The sequence below is a fragment of the Xanthomonas nasturtii genome (assembly GCF_001660815.1).
Taxonomy (GTDB): domain Bacteria; phylum Pseudomonadota; class Gammaproteobacteria; order Xanthomonadales; family Xanthomonadaceae; genus Xanthomonas; species Xanthomonas nasturtii.
In genome coordinates this window covers 23,829-40,575 of the sequence record NZ_LYMI01000001.1, presented here as the reverse complement: position 1 = coordinate 40,575, position 16,747 = coordinate 23,829, and the positions used below count along the sequence as shown (strand labels likewise).

General features: G+C 65.7%; 14 protein-coding genes. 2 read left to right on the top strand and 12 right to left on the bottom strand.

The window, feature by feature from the left end; genetic code table 11:
• Positions 1 to 8: 8 nt before the first annotated feature.
• On the bottom strand, positions 9 to 1,748 hold the full coding sequence (locus A7D16_RS00185; protein ID WP_239686915.1) for an ATP-binding cassette domain-containing protein: 1,740 nt from the start codon (positions 1,746 to 1,748) through the stop codon (positions 9 to 11).
• A gap of 111 nt (positions 1,749 to 1,859) precedes the next feature.
• Positions 1,860 to 2,918 carry a phosphoenolpyruvate carboxykinase (ATP) gene (locus A7D16_RS00180; protein WP_064628696.1) on the bottom strand — a complete coding sequence of 353 codons (1,059 nt, stop codon included), beginning with the start codon at positions 2,916 to 2,918 and terminating at the stop codon, positions 1,860 to 1,862.
• A gap of 153 nt (positions 2,919 to 3,071) precedes the next feature.
• Between A7D16_RS00180 and A7D16_RS00175 the strand changes: the two genes are divergently transcribed.
• Together A7D16_RS00175 and A7D16_RS00170 are read left to right on the top strand one after the other, a co-directional pair.
• On the top strand, positions 3,072 to 4,625 hold the full coding sequence (locus A7D16_RS00175) for a B12-binding domain-containing radical SAM protein (RefSeq protein WP_064628695.1): 1,554 nt from the start codon (positions 3,072 to 3,074) through the stop codon (positions 4,623 to 4,625).
• Positions 4,626 to 4,682: 57 nt separating this feature from the next.
• Positions 4,683 to 5,897, top strand: a complete 1,215-nt coding sequence (locus tag A7D16_RS00170; RefSeq protein ID WP_064628693.1) for a nucleotidyltransferase family protein — start codon at positions 4,683 to 4,685, stop codon at positions 5,895 to 5,897.
• Between the two features lie 70 nt (positions 5,898 to 5,967).
• Here A7D16_RS00170 and A7D16_RS00165 read toward each other — a convergent pair whose 3' ends face one another.
• The 10 genes from A7D16_RS00165 to A7D16_RS00120 all read right to left on the bottom strand — a co-directional run bounded on the left by A7D16_RS00165 (position 5,968) and on the right by A7D16_RS00120 (position 16,747).
• A complete protein-coding gene (locus A7D16_RS00165) occupies positions 5,968 to 7,080 on the bottom strand; it encodes a glycosyltransferase family 4 protein (RefSeq protein WP_064628691.1) in 1,113 nt (370 codons plus the stop codon).
• Entirely contained in the window at positions 7,077 to 8,207 is a 1,131-nt protein-coding gene (locus A7D16_RS00160) for a glycosyltransferase family 4 protein (protein WP_064628689.1), read from the bottom strand. Before A7D16_RS00160 ends, A7D16_RS00165 begins: the two co-directional genes overlap by 4 nt.
• 133 nt (positions 8,208 to 8,340) lie before the next feature.
• Entirely contained in the window at positions 8,341 to 9,039 is a 699-nt protein-coding gene (locus A7D16_RS00155) for a class I SAM-dependent methyltransferase (RefSeq protein ID WP_064628687.1), read from the bottom strand.
• Positions 9,036 to 10,271: an amidohydrolase family protein gene (locus tag A7D16_RS00150; RefSeq protein WP_064628919.1), complete on the bottom strand. Its 1,236-nt coding sequence runs from the start codon at positions 10,269 to 10,271 to the stop codon at positions 9,036 to 9,038. The genes A7D16_RS00155 and A7D16_RS00150 overlap by 4 nt, the downstream gene beginning before the upstream one ends.
• 12 nt (positions 10,272 to 10,283) lie before the next feature.
• Positions 10,284 to 11,126, bottom strand: a complete 843-nt coding sequence (locus A7D16_RS00145; RefSeq protein ID WP_064628685.1) for a class I SAM-dependent methyltransferase — start codon at positions 11,124 to 11,126, stop codon at positions 10,284 to 10,286.
• Between the two features lie 284 nt (positions 11,127 to 11,410).
• The gene (locus tag A7D16_RS00140; RefSeq protein ID WP_064628683.1) at positions 11,411 to 12,262 is read right to left on the bottom strand and encodes a Wzz/FepE/Etk N-terminal domain-containing protein; all 852 of its coding nucleotides are present in this window, start codon (positions 12,260 to 12,262) and stop codon (positions 11,411 to 11,413) included.
• Positions 12,263 to 12,301: 39 nt separating this feature from the next.
• Positions 12,302 to 13,294 carry a hypothetical protein gene (locus A7D16_RS00135; RefSeq protein WP_374053778.1) on the bottom strand — a complete coding sequence of 331 codons (993 nt, stop codon included), beginning with the start codon at positions 13,292 to 13,294 and terminating at the stop codon, positions 12,302 to 12,304.
• Positions 13,295 to 13,443: 149 nt separating this feature from the next.
• Positions 13,444 to 14,376, bottom strand: a complete 933-nt coding sequence (locus tag A7D16_RS00130) for a glycosyltransferase family 2 protein (protein ID WP_064628679.1) — start codon at positions 14,374 to 14,376, stop codon at positions 13,444 to 13,446.
• Positions 14,373 to 15,626: an O-antigen translocase gene (locus A7D16_RS00125; RefSeq protein ID WP_064628677.1), complete on the bottom strand. Its 1,254-nt coding sequence runs from the start codon at positions 15,624 to 15,626 to the stop codon at positions 14,373 to 14,375. The genes A7D16_RS00130 and A7D16_RS00125 overlap by 4 nt, the downstream gene beginning before the upstream one ends.
• Positions 15,623 to 16,747 carry a DegT/DnrJ/EryC1/StrS family aminotransferase gene (locus A7D16_RS00120; protein ID WP_162841550.1) on the bottom strand — a complete coding sequence of 375 codons (1,125 nt, stop codon included), beginning with the start codon at positions 16,745 to 16,747 and terminating at the stop codon, positions 15,623 to 15,625. Before A7D16_RS00120 ends, A7D16_RS00125 begins: the two co-directional genes overlap by 4 nt.

The following is a 16,747-nucleotide window of genomic DNA, read 5'->3' as shown; positions in this document are numbered from 1 at the left end:
GCCGGCCACTAGCGAGGTCCGAAAGGCGCCGGCGTGCGTGACGCGCTCCTCGCATGCGGTGTCGTAGCGCACTCCGGCGCGCTGGCGTGCATTGGCGTAGCACGCACAGCGCCCAATTCCAGCGTGCGGTCCGCTACTGCGGCCAGGCTGGTGCGATGCGAGACCACCACCAGCACCGTGTGCGGCAGGCGCGCGCGCAAAGTGCTGAGCACCTGATGCTCGGCATCGGCATCCAGGGCGCTGGTTGCTTCGTCCAGCAGCGCCAAGGTCGGCTGACGCAGCAGCACCTGCGCCAGTAGCAGGCGTTGCGATTCGCCGCCCGACAGGCGCCCAGCGTGCGCGTTGATCGGCGTGGCCAGACCTTGCGCGTCGCGCTGCAGGCGCGCACGCAGGCCGACATCGGCCAGCACCTCCCACATGCGTGCGTCGGAGGCGCCGGGCAGCGCCCACTGCAGGCAATCGCGCACCGTGTGTTGCCATGGCCGCACACCCTGGCCGATGTAGGCGCTGTGTCGCATTAGATATCCATAAGCCGAAAACGTCAGCCGGCGCCCGCCCATGTGCGCAACGAATTGCGCCGGCGGCGTCTGCCCGGAAAGGACATCCATCAGGCTGCTCTTGCCCACGCCGGAGGCGCCGACCACCAGCGTCATCTGACCCGGCACCAACAACAACGATTCGATGGCGAGTTGCGGCAGCGGCGGCGCCAGCCCGATGTGTTCGAGATGCAGCGCGGCCGGTAGTGGCTCCGCGGTGTCTTGTGGGGCGTGTGCGCGCGCAGCGCCCAGGTCCACGTAGCGGCGCCACAGCTGCAGCGCCGGCCACGCCGAACGCAATTGCTGCACGCTTTGCCGTGTGGTGACCAGGTACGGCAGCAACCGACCAAGCAACAAGCTGACGGTGATCAGCGCAGCGCGATCGGCACCCTGCCAGCGATTGGCCAGCACCAGGATGCCGGCGATGGCGACCACCGCAGTGAGCTCAAGCAACAGCCGGCTGCCGGCGACCAGCTCCTGCTGTTGTGCATACCCATGCCCCAATCGCGCCGAAATGCGCTCGTAATGGCGGGTTTCGAGGTCTTCGCGCTGAAACGAGCGCACGTGGCGCAAACGACGCGGAAAATCCTCGCTCAACCAGAACAGCTGCGTCATGTCGGTTACATAGGCACGGCTGATGCGGGCCTGTGCGTCGCTGCTGGAGGAATGCAGGCCCAACCATGCCAGCACCACCAGCAGCGGAGTGGCGATCAAGAGCGCAGGTGCGATCAGCACTGCGATGCACACGCTCACCAGCGCGGTGATGGCCGCGATCAGCAGCTGCAGCACAGCACTGAAGCCTTGCGTGGCGATCTCGATGTTGTAGGTGAGCACATTGGCGATTTCGGCCGAGCTGGCGCCGGACAAGGCCGGCAGCGGCGCGTCGATCAGCGCCGCATGCACGCGTCCGCGCAGACCGATGGCATAACGGCTGGTCAAGCGCGCAGCCAGCCGCGCGCTCTGCCAGCGCAATGCGGCAAACAGCAGGCTCACCGCCACGAACAGGCCCGCCTGCATCGCCAGCCCGCCTGGCAATGCCAGACGATAGCCAGCCAGCTGCACGCTGTGGCCGGGTTGCACCAGCGGCAACAGGCACACCGCCACGATACTGCCGACCAGCGCGGCAGCCAGCGATAACGCGACATACAGTGCGATGGTGGGCATGTCGGCCGGAACCAGGGTGCTTGCGAAGTGGCGCAGCGCAGTGCGCATGCGCTGCTGCGCTGAGATTGCCTGCAGTTCAGCCGCGCGCGACATGCATGCCCCAGCGCGCCACGACGGCCTGTTGTGTACTCGTCATACCGCGCGCTCGCGTGCAGCTGCTCATTGCAACAGCTGCAGCAGCGCATCCACCGACGCCTGCGGATGCGTGCCACGGTGCAGGGTGAACATGCCGATGCGCTCTACCTGCTCGACAAACCGCTGCCAGCCGGGCTGACCCGCTGCATACGGTTGATCGTGGGCCAGGCAGGCGGCGATGTGCTCGGCCGGCAACGGAACCAGGCGCTGCGCAGATGCGCTGGCCGGCGTTCTGGACACCATCACCACCGCATGCAACTGCATTGGCCTGGGCGCGAGATGCGCGTGGCCATGGCGAATATCGACCTCGAATTTTTTCACGCCGCTGCGGCGCCGGATCACCGGTGATCCCGCGATCCACGCGCGCGTCTGCGCGTCGACCAGACCCAGCGCTTCGGCACGCAAGTGCAGGAAATTGGCGACACCGGTCGTCAGCAGGCTGTCCGGCGCCACGAAGACGCCGTCTTCGGCAATGAAGTCCAAGCCATGCAGCAGGCTGTGCAAGGCCAGCGTCGATTTGCCGGCACCGCTGGCACCGAGCAGCAGCACGCTGCGGCCGCGGTGACCGACACAGGCGCCATGCAGCGGCACCAAGCCGATGCCACGCGCGGCCAGCAGGAATACCGCAAATTCGATCAATTCGTAACGCACGTGATACGCATGGGCGAGCATGTCCTCGGAAACCACCAGCATTGCGCGGCGCTGCGGCACCGAAACCATCAGGTAGTTGTGGCCATCCATGACGCCGCACAGCAGGCCGCCGCTGGCATGCGTACGCACCGGCGGCGGTTCTGCACCGATGCTGCCGGGCGCACGCGGCAGCAAGTCCAGCGTGACATGAAAGTCCGGCGCGCCGGGCAAGCGATGCGCCGGCAGGCCGGCATAGGCGGCATCGACCAGCGCCAATAGCGCTTCGCTATCGCTCTGGAAATGGAACAGCGCGCCGAGAATCTGCCGACGCACGACCAGGCGCCGCGGCCGCTGTTCGCCGAACGGATCTGCCGCCACTGCAGCCCCTGCTGCGAAGGCCAGCGTGCCATCGCTCACCGGCGTGTGTTGCGCCCACGCAGCCGACTGCGGCATGCCCGTATCCAATGCTCTGATTCAGCCGGTGTGTGCTGACTCCCTACAGAAAGGTTGCATCACCGGCCGCCATGCCGATGCACAACGCGTTGCAACCGCGCAGCGCAGCGGCGCAACCAAAGCCGCCTGCATGCGCACCTACTGCCGAGCCGAATGCCGGTGTCTGCGCACGCCGCCGCTGCGCCCACCTGGCGCCAGAACGAGAGCCTTGTGCAGATGCTAAAGATCCAGGTCAGTCATTCGTATTTCTTGCGTTACGACCCCAAGCAATGGGAGCGCGGCAAGCCCTATCCGCCATTGGCGACGCTGCAGATCGCCGCGCTGCTGCGCGAGCGCGGGCATGCATTGAGTCTGTTCGATGCGATGCTGGCCGACGACGTGGAGGACTACAGCGCTGCCCTGCACGCGGCGCAGCCGGATCTGGTGGTGTTCTACGAAGACAACTTCAACTTCCTCACCAAGATGTGCCTGAGCCGGATGCGCGAGGCGGCGTGCCGCATGATCGGGCAGGCGCGTGCGGCCGGCTGCCGCGTGCTGGTGGCCGGCTCGGATGCGTCCGACAACCCGGATGTGTTCCTGGCTGCAGGCGCGCATGCGGTGTTGATCGGCGAAGGCATCGCCCCGTTGATCACGTTGCTGGAGCGCGTCGAAGCACAGCCGGACATCGCCATCGAACACTGGTTGGCAGGCGTGGCGCAGATCGCCACCAGCCAGCCTGCGGCAACGCGCGTGCATCCCGGCGCGCAGCCGCCGGACGCGCGCCTGAGCGGGCTGCCGGCATGGGATCTGGTCGACATGCCGCGCTACCGGCGCTTCTGGCAGCAGCGGCATGGCTACTTCAGCCTGAACATGGCCGCCTCGCGCGGCTGCCCGTTCCGTTGCAACTGGTGCGCCAAGCCGATCTGGGGCAATCACTACAAACGTCGCGGCGCCGAAGAGGTGGCCGCAGAAATGATTCACCTCAAACGCAGTTTCCAGCCCGAGCATATCTGGATGGCCGACGATATCTTCGGCTTCCACATCGACTGGGTGGAGACCTTTGCGCAGCGGTTGAGCGATGCCGACGGCGCGATTCCGTTCACCATCCAGACCCGCGCCGATCTTGCCAGCGAACGCATGGCCGCCGCACTGGCACGCGCCGGTTGCGCGGAGGCCTGGATCGGCGCGGAGAGCGGCAGCCAACGCATTCTCGACAAGATGACCAAGGGCACGCAGGTTGGCGAGGTGATCGCCGCGCGCGAGCGCCTGGGTGCGCAGGGGATCCGCGTGGGCTTTTTTATCCAGCTCGGCTATCTGGGCGAAGAACTCGACGACATTCTGGCCACACGCGCACTGGTGACGCAGGCCAACCCGGACATCATCGGGGTCAGCGTTTCGTACCCGTTGCCCGGCACCAAATTTTATGAAGAAGTGAAGAATCAGCTCGGCGGCAAGACCCATTGGCAGGACAGCGACGACCTGGCGATGATGTTCCATGGCGCGTACGACTCCGAGTTCTACCGCAGCGTGCGCGACCTGTTGCACACGCAGGTCGATCTGCAACAGGCGCGCGCCACGATGACGGCCGATGCGTTTGCGCAGGCCTCGGACCAGCTCGAAGCACGCTGGTCGGCCCTGATTGCCTGCGAAGGCCAACACCGCACCGAGCCACTGACCCACAGCGCTACGCGCCAGCCACGCCAATTGGCCACCGTGCTGGTGGGCTAGCGCTTGCGCGTCCTCACGCTCTTCATCCATCGCTTCGCCTGACCGGACTACGCGCGCATGCAGCCTTCCCTTCGCACCATCAAGCACCGCCTGCACACGGCCACCGAGCGGCTGGCTCAGGAGCTCGCCCGCCCGGGCGACGCAGTGCCGCAGTGGGACCGGCTGCAATGGCAGCTGGCTGCTGCAGCGGCAGCGGCGCATGGCGTGTCGCCGTTGCTGCAGCGCCGCTCGTTGTGGCAGAACCCCGAGTGGAACGCCTTCCTGAGCGAGCAACGTGGTCATGTGGAAGACCGCCATCGACGCATCGCGCTGCTGCTGACCCGTATCGATGCCGCCGCACGTCATGCCGGTATCGCGCTGGTGGGCCTGAAAGGCACCGCCTTGCATCGGCTGGGCGTGTATCTGCCCGGCGACCGCCCGATGGCCGATATCGACCTGCTGGTAGAACCGGAGCACGCGCCTGCGGCCGCTGCGCTGTTGTGCGAACTCGGCTATGTCGCTTCGTTCGCGCAATGGAAGCATCAGGTCTTCAAGCCGCTGCAGGGCGAGGCGGTGGCCGGCTTGGGCGAACACCGCGATGCGCCGATCAATATCGAGTTGCATACGCGTATCCAGGAACGTTTGCCGGTGAGCCGCGTGGACATCACTGCGTGGATCCGGCCCGAGCGCCCGCAACCCGGCTTGAACCCTTACCCGTCCATCGGTGCGTTGATGTGCCACCTGCTGCTGCATGCGGCCGGCGGCATCTGCCACCGCAGCATTCGCCTGATGCACCTGCACGATCTGGCGTTGCTGGCCACACGCATGGGCCCGCGCGACTGGGAACAATTGTGGGAAGACAGCACCATGCCGCCATGGTGGGCATTGCCGCCACTGCTGTTGCTGCAACGCTATTACCGCGCAGTGGTGCCGGCTGCGGTGATGACGCGCCTGCATGCGGTCTGCCCTCCCCTGCTGCGCCTGCGCGCAGCCCGGCAAACGCTTACCGCTGCGTCGTGTTCCAACCTGTGGCTGTCGGCGTTGCCCGGTATCGAGTGGTCGCGGTCGTGGGGCGAGGCGTGGCAGTACCTGCACAACCGCGTGGTGCCCCCGGCGGAGAGCCGCAAGGAACGTGCGGACATGCTGCAAACCCAGTTATGGCTGCAGGACCAGCCCTGGGTGCGGCAGACCCAGGCGCGCCGCCTGATGACGCGCCTGACCCGCCCGGTTCCGCGCACCGACATGTTGTATGTGGTGCGTGCGGCGCTGGATGGATATCTGCAGCCGGCCTGAGGTTGCAGCGTAGAGCGTTGCACAAGATCGCCGCAGGCGGCTGCCTGCGTTGCCACGCGCACCCGCGCACTCAGCGCAGCGGCCGCTGCTCACATAATTGGCGATACAGCTGCTCGAACAGGCGGGTGGTCAACGCGGCGTCTTCGCGGACGGCGCGACACTGCGCCGCCCAGGCCAGACGCAGGCGCAGTTCGTCGTCGCCGAGCACCTGACGAATGGCGTCGGCCATGCCGGCCCAGTCGCCTGGCGGCACCGCCAGCGCCGAGACCGGCGCCCATTCGACCAGGTGGCCCACCGCAGTACCCACTGTTGGAACGCCGGCAACGGCAGCTTCCAGCAGCACCAGCGGACCTGCTTCATGCAGGGAGGACAGCACCAGCAGGTCGGCCGACAGCATGATCGGGCGCAACTCGCGCTGGGTCTTGAAGCCGAGAAAGCGCACCTGTTGCTGCAGGCCAAGGTCGTGCACCAGGCGCTGCATGGCGCCGTCCAGGGTGTCGACGCCCACCATATCCAGGGTGAAGGCGACCCCGGCGCGTTTGAGTGCGGCCATCGCCTGCAGCAAGGTGCGCTGATCCTTGACCGGATTGAGGCTGGCCACATGCAGCAGGCGTGCGGTTGCGCCGGTGCGCGCACGTGGCGCCGCCGGCGACCAGGCGCGCAGATCCACCCCCAGCGGCACGCGTTGCGCAGCGATGCCCAGTGCCTGCAGTGAATTGATGATGGGTGCGCTGGCCGCCGTTACCTGATCGGCCAGCCGCAGGGTCACCGCTTCGCGCAGACGCGCGCGCCACGTGCGGCGGCCGCCGTAGCCGATGCGATGCAGGGCGACCAATTCGCCACCGGCGATATGCACCATGCTGGGACGCCGCAGCAGCGTGGCAGCGGTCACTGCGATCAAGCTGCAATAGCCTGAAAAAATCGCCTGGATCACATCGAACGGTGCGCGCCGGTGCTCGTCGCGAATGGCAGCGATCGCGCGCAGCCGCGTGCGTCGGGCGCCGATGTTGTGCACGGTGGCGCCGCGCAGGCTCCATGTGCCGGGCAGCGGCTCTTGATGCAGCACGAACACGTGCACCGCATGGCTGCGCGCCAGCCACTCGATCAAGGTGAGGAACACCGGGATCACGCGGACTTCCCCGCTGCGATCCACGCCCCCCGGTACCACCAGTGCCAGCTTCATGCGGTGCGCTCCGGCGCGGCAGCGCGTAATTGCGTGTAAGCCTGTGCCCAGCGCTGGCCCACCGCGGCAAACGACAGGCGTGCGTCGAAATGCGCACGCACCTGTGCACGCGAGGGACGTTGCCGACAGACGCGTAGCAATAGCTCCGACAATGCCGTCGCATCGCCCACCGGCCACAACGCACCAACCGCACCGTCATCGCTGAGTGCACGGAACGACGGAATTGCGCTGAGCAGCGGCAGGCAGCCGCAGGCGTAGGCTTCCAGTGCGGCATAGCCGCAACTTTCTGCGTGGCTGGCGGAAACGAACAGATCGGCAGCGCGCAGCAGCTCCTGCACGCGCGCATGTTCGACCCTGCCCAGCAACTGCACGCACCTGGCCAGCTGCGGGTCCTCGCGCAGGCGCTGCTGCACCTGGTCCATCAGCGGCGCCTGGTCGAACACGCACCACAACCGCAAGCCGGGCAACAGGCGCGCGGCCATGGCCACCGCATCCAGTACGCACAATGGGTCCTTGCCTGCACTTAGATGACCAACCCACAACACGCACGGGTCGCCGTGCAAGCGGGTTTGCTCGCGCGCCTGCAACCGGTCGCCCGGCGTAAAGCGGCTGCTCGATTCGGGGATCGCAAACAGCTGCGTGCTGCGGCGAAACAGGCGCGCCCGCACGAACGGCTGCGCCAGCTCCAGCGAGGTGAACGCAATGCCGGCCGCGGCGGCGTAGCGTGCGCGCCACAGGCTTCTGCTCCACCAGCGCGGCGGCCGGTTGGCATGATCCTGCAGCAGGATCGGCAGCTGCGGCAACAGGCGTGCAAGGCGTCGCATATCGCCGGCGAATTCCAGACCATGCACATGCAGCACATCGGCATCGATCTCACGCAACAGGGCGGCAAGCGTGCGCGCACGGCCTGCGCTGCCACGCTGCCGCAGATCGGCAAAGTGGTAGTCCACGCCCAGGCGGCGCAACCGGATGTCTAGGGTTGATGCCTGGATCACCGAAACGCGTACGCCTGCGCTGGCGACGGCCTCGGCGATATCGGCCAGCGTTGGCCACTGCGCGAACACCTGCTCCGCGCTCAAGCCGTCGGGCGTGGGAACCAGATTCAGCTGTGCGACGTGCAGGCTCATGCGGCTCGTGGCGCTTGCGCATCGAGCAACGCAACGGTACTGCCGTGCGCCGTGCCCAAGGCGGCACCCGCAGCGTGCCACCGACGGGCAGCAGGCACCGCACCGCATGCGACTGCGCTATACCAGGTCATGCTCATGCGACGCGTCGCAGCCGCAGCACCAGTGCAACCGGCACCTGCAACGCAGTCTGGTCGAAACGCGCGCCGGCCGGAATGTCCGCGGGGTCCAGCATGGGCTCGGCAACGGCTTCGACTGCAAAGCCGAGTGCGGTGCACGCCGCGTGCCAGTGGCTATAAAGATGCTGGGTATGCCGCACCGCGTAGTGCTGCCCATCGGCTTTGAAGTCGCGTCGCCAGCCGAGCGCGTGGCCGATCGGATGCACGTCGCTGCACAGCACGATGCCACCAACGCGGGTGACACGATGCAGTTCTTCCAGCGCCGGCCACAGCCGTTGCAGATGCCCCACCACCAGCCCGCACACGCTGAGGTCGGCCACCGCATCGGCCAACGGCAGATGCTCCAGGCTGCCGTGCTGCAAGCCGATCCGTGCGGCCGGCCAGTCCCTTGCCAGCTCGATGCCGGCACGCTGCAGCATCTCCGGCGACAGATCGACACCGGTGAGGTGGCGTGCGCCGCGGTGCAATGCGTGCAGCATGTAACGGCCGCTGCCGCAGCCGGCGTCCAGCACGTGCTGGCCCTGCAGGCTGGCCGGCATCAAGGCGAGCATGGCGCGTTCTTCGGCCAGCATCACCGGGTTATGCGCGTGCGGCGGATACGCCTGCGCCCACAGCGCATACGCTGCGGCGGGGTCGAGCACCGGCACTGCGCTCACGAAAAAACACCGTTGCCGGCCAGTGCCTGCGCAAGCTGCGCGGTGGCCGGCGCCGGTTGCTCCAGCGACACGCGCTGCAGGCCGGGTTCGAGCGCCAGCACCGCCGGGTCGGCCAGCGTGGCATCGAGCAGTTTGGGTCGCCCATCCAGCAACACCGGTACTGTGGCAATGCCGGCTGCGTCGAACCACGGCGCAAAATCCGGATCGGCGATGCGCGGCCTGCCATCGCGGATCACCGCACGCACGGCGCTGCGCTCGCAACCGATGATGCTGTTGGCAGGTTCGCCGCCACGGTCGCGCACGATCAGCAGATCCGCAGCGGCACCGGGGGCAATGCGCCCACGCGTTGTCATGCGCAGGATGCGTGCGGAATCATGGGTGACCATGCCCAGCAGCAGGTCCGGCGCCAGCCCACTCTCGCCGGCAATGCGCAGTTCTTCCAGCAAGTCGCGCGCGCCGCTGATGCGCGAATCGCTGCCCAGCGCCAGCCGGCCGGCCATGCACAAGCGCCACGGATCGAGCGTGCGGCCGAGCAGCGCGTGATTGCTGGACGGGCACCACACCACGGCCGCGCCCCGTGCGATCACGCGCTCGATGTCCTGCTCGCCCATGCCCACGCCGTGGATCAGCACGGTGTTGGCGGCCAGGCAGCCCAGCCGATCGAGTTCGTCGAGTTCGGCACGCGCGACAGCGTCGGTGCCTTCGGCCAGATGGATCATCCAGGGATACGCAGCCGGAGTTGCGGCAAAACTGCCTTGCACCGGCGGGCCGTAGCCTGTCCATCCCAGCGCATAGCTCCAGCCGAACGCGCGCAGCAGGCTCACCGGGAAGGTCGCTTCGTCCAGGGTGGCATGCCATGGGTCGTGCTGCGCCACGCAGGTGACGCCGGCCAGCAGGTTCTTCAGGCCACCATGGCGCAGCCGCACCGCCTTGGGCTCGCGCAGTGCCGCGGCCACCGCCGGATGCTGGAAATGCGCCTGAAATGCCTCGATCCACGCATAGCTGTTGGCGAACGGGGCAACCTGCGGCAGCGGCGGCACACAGTTGACCTGCAGATGCTCATGCGCGTTGATCAGCCCCGGCGCCAGCACATGCCCGTGCAGGTCCAGTCGCAAGGTGCCGGTGCCGAGCGTGCCGCCGAAGCGCCCCGCGCGGATGCTCACTGCGCTGCGCGACGGACCGGCCAAGGTGATCGCGCGTGCGCCTTGCAGGCAGACATCGGCCATGGCCATCGGCATCTCCACTCAGCGCTTGCGCATCACGATCAGAAAGTGATCGCCCATGTCGCGCAGCAGCGGCAGCCCGCCCAAGCGGTCGTCGCAGCGTCCCAGCCGCTCGGACAGGCGCGGATTGCGTTCGCAGAAATCCACCAGATACGGCGGCGGCAGGAACAGGCTCAGGGCGCGGTAACTCTCAAGCACGAAGTGCTGTTCGAACGCGCGGTAGAACTCGCGCGGCAGGTGATACCAGGTCCAGATGGTGTGGCCGTTCATGCCCACCGCAATTGCACCCTTGGCAGCCCGCACCGCGGCACGCTTGAAGCGCCCGCGCAAGGCGTAATGACCGATTTCCCAGGGGCAGATCCGCCCGATCACCGAAAACACCAGGCACCCATCGGCGCGCAACAGACGCGCGCATTCGGCGGCCACGGCCGGCAGATCGGGTGCGCAATTGAGCGGACCGAAGTTGGAGTACATGCCATCGAAGCTGCCTTCCAGCCGATCGAGTTGCTGGATGCCCACATGCGCGGCGGTGAGGCGTTCTTCCAGACCGTGGCTGGCGGCGCGCTGGCGGGTGCGCTCGACCATCGCCGGCGACCAGTCGGTGGCCAGCACCGAATACCCGCGGCTGGCGAATTGGCCAGCGTCCAGGCCGGTACCGCAGCCCAGATCGATCAGCCGCGAGCCCACCGGCAGCTCGGCAGCCACCGTGTTCCACAGCGTGGTGCGCATGCGCTGGATCAGCGCGTTGTTGCCGCGTGGCCCGTCGTAGTCGGGGGCAACGCTGTCGAAGGCACGCTGCGTTTCCAGCAGTTGTTCGGGCGCCACCGTGCCACCCCGCGCGGCATGCTCATTGATCGTCGACATGCGCAGCCTCCCACACCCGTCCTGCTGTTCTCACGACACTCTCCAGGCGCAACGCCGCCAATGCGGCATCGCTTGATAGACCCGTGAGTGCCGGGTGCTGGCGGTTTGGTTGCAGCGTGGCGGGCGGTACTCAAACGGGTTCAGGCGATCACGTTCGCCAGGGGCGAATTGGCTGGATACGCAGACATGCGAAGTGCGGCCTGGCTTCTGCAGTCTTCCGGTCGCCGTTGATTGGGTGCGCTTTTTACAGCCCAACGCAAGCGTGCCGATACACGTTTCATCCCTCACGCACCAGCGTGCGCAGCAGCCTGCCCACGACGACGCAGCGCATTGCGCAGCACCGCGGCCAGCACGCCCAGCCCTGCCCCGGCCAGCAAGCCCGCTGCCCAGGCAGTGATCGCATTCGGATACGCCTGGCGGTCGGGCACGTACAGCGGCCACGCCAGCGAGGTCTGGTAGGTGTAGCGCGCGGTGAGGCGCGCGATCAGATCGTCGCGCTCGCTCTTCAAGGCGCGGATGGTGGTGTTGCTGTCGGTGAGCAGCACGCCGGCCAACACCTGCGCCGGCGTGGCGACGGACGCGCCCTGCCCGGCTTGCAACTGCCGCTGCAGCTGCTCGCGGTTACGGGTAGCTGCGCGCAGATCGTCGCTCAAGCCGTGCAGGCGGCTGCGTGCAAGATCCAGCGCAACCGCATTGGTATCGCCATGCAAGGTCTGCAGCGCGGTCACGGTGGCCATGGCCAACGCGCGCGCCTGCTGTGCCGATTCGGCGCGGATGGTCACGCCGATCAGATTGGCGTACGGGTCAGGGTCCGGCTTGAGGCTGTTGCGATACAGCTGCGCAGCGCGGCTCTTCAGCGGCACCTGCGCCTGGCGCAACACCGCATCCTGGAACAGCCGCGTTTTCATGCGGTCGATCACGCGTTGAAACGGCTCCACCTTGGGGTCGCGGCCGGCAGGTGTCGGGCCGATCTCGCCGACCTGGATCCATGCGGCGGCTTCCCACTGTGGCTTGGCCAAGCGCGTGAACGCAAAGGTCAGGCCCAGCACCACGACCAGCACTGCCGCTGCCCAGCGCCATTCCCGGCGCAGGATGCGCCACAGGTCGATCAGATAGATTTCGTCGTGTTGATTCATGGTGCGCAGCTCTGGGGCGATGAATGGCGTGCTGCACGCTTATGCGGCAGACGGGTGTGCGGATAAACGGTTGGGCAACACCACCGTGCAGGCATGCAGCACCAGGCACAGCGCGATGAAGCCGAAGTTGGTCCAGGTGAACGCCTGTGGCGCGAAGGGCGACATCAGGCAGGCATAGGCAATGCGCAGGAAGATCAGCACGTGGAAGATCGACAGCGAGCCGTTGAGCCGGCGCACGCTCCACACCAGCCCGGCATACAACGCCAGCAACGCCAGCAGTGCACCGGGAGCGCCCCAGGCCATCAAGAACGGGAAAAACTCGGTGCCCACATTGATGTTGGGCGCATCCAGCGGAATACTGGTGTCGGCGGTGGCGATCGAACCACTGAACGGCACCAATTGATTGACCAGAAAACTGGCGTTGACATAGCCCTTGGCCAGCATCGCGCCAAAGTTGTACGGCCCGGCGCTGATATAGAGCAGCAGCCATTGCACGCCTTGCGGCATGGCGCGGTAAAACGCGCTGAATGGCAACGCCACGGTCGCCAGGGAACCGGAACGCAACGCGCCAAGGATCGAAAACACGCCGCCGCATGCCAGTACCAGCAGCCCGATGGTCTTCCACGGCAGGCGGCGCGCCGGCTCGCGGCGCAACAGCATCACCAGCACGAACGAAAACAGGCCGGCGAAGATGCGGTTGCGGTCGATCACCACGATCGGGAAGACGAAGCCCAGCGCCACCATCGCCGCGCGTAGCCCGCGATGGCGCACGCACAGCAACGCGATCGGCGGCAGGATCCAGCACATGTTGGAGATGTGCCGCACATGCGCGCGCAGCGGGCTCAAACTGGCATACGACGATGGATCGCTGAACAACGGAATCGGAAACAGCACCACGTCGGCAATGCAAAACACCGTCACCACCGCGGCCAGTGCCATTGCCAGAAACGCGTCGCGGGTGCCGGCGTACCTGTATTGGCGAAAAAGACAAGAACAGGGAAGCTGTGGCCCAGCCAATAGGTCCAGGACCAAAACCCCGCTCGCCCCCGCGAGCAACCAAGCAAGCCCTTGCCAATATCCACTCGGCAACTCGTAAGTCACCGCCGTAACGATGCAACTAAAAAAGATTGCCGGGGTCAGGTATGTCGCCGGTCTCCGCAGAAGAGAAGCGGGCGCCTGCCTCACTTCAGCCCCCTTCGCTTGAAGCTACAAACAGCGATCGATCTTTTAATCAGGTAGGCTGCCAAATGCCAAATCACCGCGAAGTAATTTGATTTCAAAAAAAATATCTTGGCTTTTATAATACTCAACTGGGCCCGTAGCAACCAAAAATCCGCACCCGTAAAAATTTCTGAATTACACTCGGCAACCAGCGCAAATTCGGTCAAATTTCCAATCCTCTTATCAAGATCCCGTGTCTTACTGACATTGGTTCCATGCAGCCGATACGCAGAAACAATTACATCCAAAAATGCGAGCGCGTCAGTCGAAACCAATCGAAGAAATAAGTCCCAGTCCTCAATCTTGAGCGACTCGTTCCACCGCATACCACTGTCAAATGCACGGCGCCTGAGCATCGTAACGGCGCCACTGACGGCCCACTTCCCGATAACAGCGCGACGAATTCCGGCATCGGTCAAATAATCACTCTTTTGGGCACGATGAAGATCGCGCATCGCGCTTTGCAAAATGCACCGTCCTTCCTCATCGACCACGCAGGCATCGCCTATGACGGCTGTCTTGTCAGAGCGCTTTTCGAGAAATTTAACCTGCACCAAAATTCCACCAGGCACCAAGTAGTCATCGCTGGCAACAATACGGATGTAGTCGCCACGCGCGATCCGAGCAGCCTCGTTCAACGTTGCTGATACCCCCCGATTCTCGCGTTGCACGAACTGCACCGGCAGCCGGTGCCCATGGGCGCCGATCCACTGGCTGATCTTTTCCCCCGTGGCATCGCTGGAGCCGTCGTCGATGATGACGATTTCCTTGCACGGGTACGGGTCCTCCAACACGCTGTCCAGGCAGCGCTGCACGAAACGCGCATGATTGAAAGCCGGAATCAGCACTGAGACCAATGGCCAGCGTGCACGTGCAGGCGTCTGATCGTTCATGCCGTCCGTCCCAGGTAGCGCCGCACGACCACGATGTTGAACAACAGATACAGCACGTAGTTGGCGGCGAAGGCATACATTGCACCGATCAACCCGAACTGCGCAGTAAACACGTACACCAGCGCCAGATAGCTCGCCGCAAATACGCATTCGGACATCACGAACAGCCGCGTCATCGCCTTGGCCAACATCACGTACGACAGCACGAAGGCGGCGATCTTGATCACATCGCCCAGCAGCTGCGGGCCGTACAGCGGCGCTGCAGCAGCAAATTGCGTATCGAACAGCAGCCAGGTGATCCAGTCGCGGCACACATAGACGCCCAACGCCATCACGATCACCGCCGGCATCACGTAGCGATAGGCGTTGCGCAGCTCGCGGCGCAGCGCCGCAGCGCCGTGCAGCGACGCCAGCTTGGGAAGGTAGTACACGTTGATGGCGGTAGTGAAGAACAGCAGATAGGCGTCCGAGACCCGGCTCACCGCTTGCCAATAGCCTACCTGCCGCCAGCCGTACTGCAGCGCCAGATGATCGCGCACCATGATGGTCACCAGCTGCGGCACCAGCGTGGAGGTGAGCGTCATCAGCGAAAATACCGCCAGCTGGCGGGTCATCTGCGCATCGAAGCGCATGCGCCACATCGCAGGCTGAAAATACGGGCTGCGCCGCAGCGCCGGCACCGCAGCCAGCAACCACAGCACCTGGCCCAGCACCAGCGCCAGCAGCGCGCCCTGCAATTGCGCACGATTGGCCAGCCACGCCACCAGCGCCACGCTCAGCACGGCGCCAGACACCTGCACGAATGCCAGCCGGCGCACGTCCATGAAGCCGTTGATCACCGCCAGCAGGTAATTGAGCAGTGCGATGCCCAATTGTGCGACGGCAAGCACGCAGATCAGCGGACGGTAGCTCGCATCGCCCAGCAGGCGTTCGGCAATCGCCCCGCTGAACGCCACAGCCAGCAGCGCCATCACGCAGGCTGCACAAAACGCGTACCACAGCGCCGCACTCAGTAAGCGTGCCAGCGCGGGCGCGTCATCGCGGTACTGCGCTACGTACTTGACGATGCCGGCGCTGATGCCGCCACCGGCCAGGACCGCGAGCACCGACATCAGGTTGAGAAACTGGCCCAGCCGGCCCACGCCTTGCGGCCCGGCGTAGACCGCCACCAGCTTGACCACCACCAACGCCGCCAGCAGCTTGGCCAGCGTCGCAACGCCGGTGTAGGCGCTGCTGCGCACGACATTCATGCGCGGGTGCCGAACGTCTGACAGGCGGCGATCACCCGCGCAACTGCCGCATCGTCCAGCGCCGGCCCCATCGGCAGGCTCAGCACTTCCTGGTGCAGACGCTCGCTCAGCGGCAGGCAAGCATTGCCCAGCGTGGCATACGCCGGCTGCCGATGCGGCGGCACCGGGTAATGAATCTGCGTATGGACGCCATGCTGCAACAGATGCGCCTGCAAGGCGTCGCGCTGGGTGCTGCGCACCACAAATAAATGCCAGACATGCTGCTGCTCGGCCACCAGCGTGGGCAGCACGATCAGCGGGTTGTCGATGCCGTGCAGATAACGCTGCGCCACTGCACGCCGCAGCGCGATCTCTTCGTCCAGGTAGGCCAGCTTGACCCGCAAAAAAGCCGCCTGCAGTTCATCCAGGCGCGAATTCACGCCCTGGCACAGATGGTGATACTTCACCTCCGAGCCATAATTGCGCAGCGCGCGGATGCGCTCGGCCAGGCGCTGATCCGAGGTGACCACCGCACCGCCGTCGCCCAATGCGCCGAGGTTCTTGGTCGGGAAAAAGCTGAAAGCCGCCGCATCGCCGAAGGCGCCGGCACGTCGGCCCCGTGCGCTCGCGCCATGCGCCTGCGCAGCGTCTTCGATCAGCAACAGGCCGTAGCGATGGGCCAGCGTCTGCAACGCCGGCATGTCGGCCAGTTGCCCATACAGATGCACCGCCATGATGGCGCGCGTGCGCGGCCCGATCGCCTTTTCCACGCTGGCCGGGTCCATATTGAAGGTGATCGGGTCCGGCTCCACCGGCACCAGCACCAGATGGTTCTGGCTGATCGCCAGAAACGTGGCGATGAAGGTATTGGCCGGCACGATGATCTCATCGCCTTCGCGCAACACGCCCAACTCGCGATAACCACGCAGGATCAACGACAACGCATCCAGCCCGTTGCCCACGCCGACCGCATGCGTGGTCCCGCAATAGCTGGCGAATTCTTCTTCGAACGCAGCCAGCTCCTTGCCGAGCACATACCAGCCGGCGTCGATCACGCGTGCGGCAGCGGCCTTGAGTTCATCCGCATAGCGCGCGTTGACTGCACGCAAATCCAGGAAAGGCACATCCATAAACCCGGGCAT

Excerpts from the sequence above, each read along its gene's own strand:
- A7D16_RS00125 (WP_064628677.1), bottom strand. The coding sequence starts at position 15,626 with ATGAATGTCGTGCGCAGCAGCGCCTACACCGGCGTTGCGACGCTGGCC.
- A7D16_RS00160 (WP_064628689.1), bottom strand. The coding sequence starts at position 8,207 with ATGAGCCTGCACGTCGCACAGCTGAATCTGGTTCCCACGCCCGACGGC.
- A7D16_RS00165 (WP_064628691.1), bottom strand. The coding sequence starts at position 7,080 with ATGAAGCTGGCACTGGTGGTACCGGGGGGCGTGGATCGCAGCGGGGAA.
- A7D16_RS00170 (WP_064628693.1), top strand. The coding sequence starts at position 4,683 with ATGCAGCCTTCCCTTCGCACCATCAAGCACCGCCTGCACACGGCCACC.
- A7D16_RS00185 (WP_239686915.1), bottom strand. The coding sequence starts at position 1,748 with ATGCGCACTGCGCTGCGCCACTTCGCAAGCACCCTGGTTCCGGCCGAC.
- A7D16_RS00145 (WP_064628685.1), bottom strand. The coding sequence starts at position 11,126 with ATGTCGACGATCAATGAGCATGCCGCGCGGGGTGGCACGGTGGCGCCC.
- A7D16_RS00150 (WP_064628919.1), bottom strand. The coding sequence starts at position 10,271 with ATGGCCATGGCCGATGTCTGCCTGCAAGGCGCACGCGCGATCACCTTG.
- A7D16_RS00175 (WP_064628695.1), top strand. The coding sequence starts at position 3,072 with ATGCCGGTGTCTGCGCACGCCGCCGCTGCGCCCACCTGGCGCCAGAAC.
- A7D16_RS00130 (WP_064628679.1), bottom strand. The coding sequence starts at position 14,376 with ATGAACGATCAGACGCCTGCACGTGCACGCTGGCCATTGGTCTCAGTG.
- A7D16_RS00140 (WP_064628683.1), bottom strand. The coding sequence starts at position 12,262 with ATGAATCAACACGACGAAATCTATCTGATCGACCTGTGGCGCATCCTG.
- A7D16_RS00120 (WP_162841550.1), bottom strand. The coding sequence starts at position 16,747 with ATGCCCGGGTTTATGGATGTGCCTTTCCTGGATTTGCGTGCAGTCAAC.
- A7D16_RS00180 (WP_064628696.1), bottom strand. The coding sequence starts at position 2,918 with ATGCCGCAGTCGGCTGCGTGGGCGCAACACACGCCGGTGAGCGATGGC.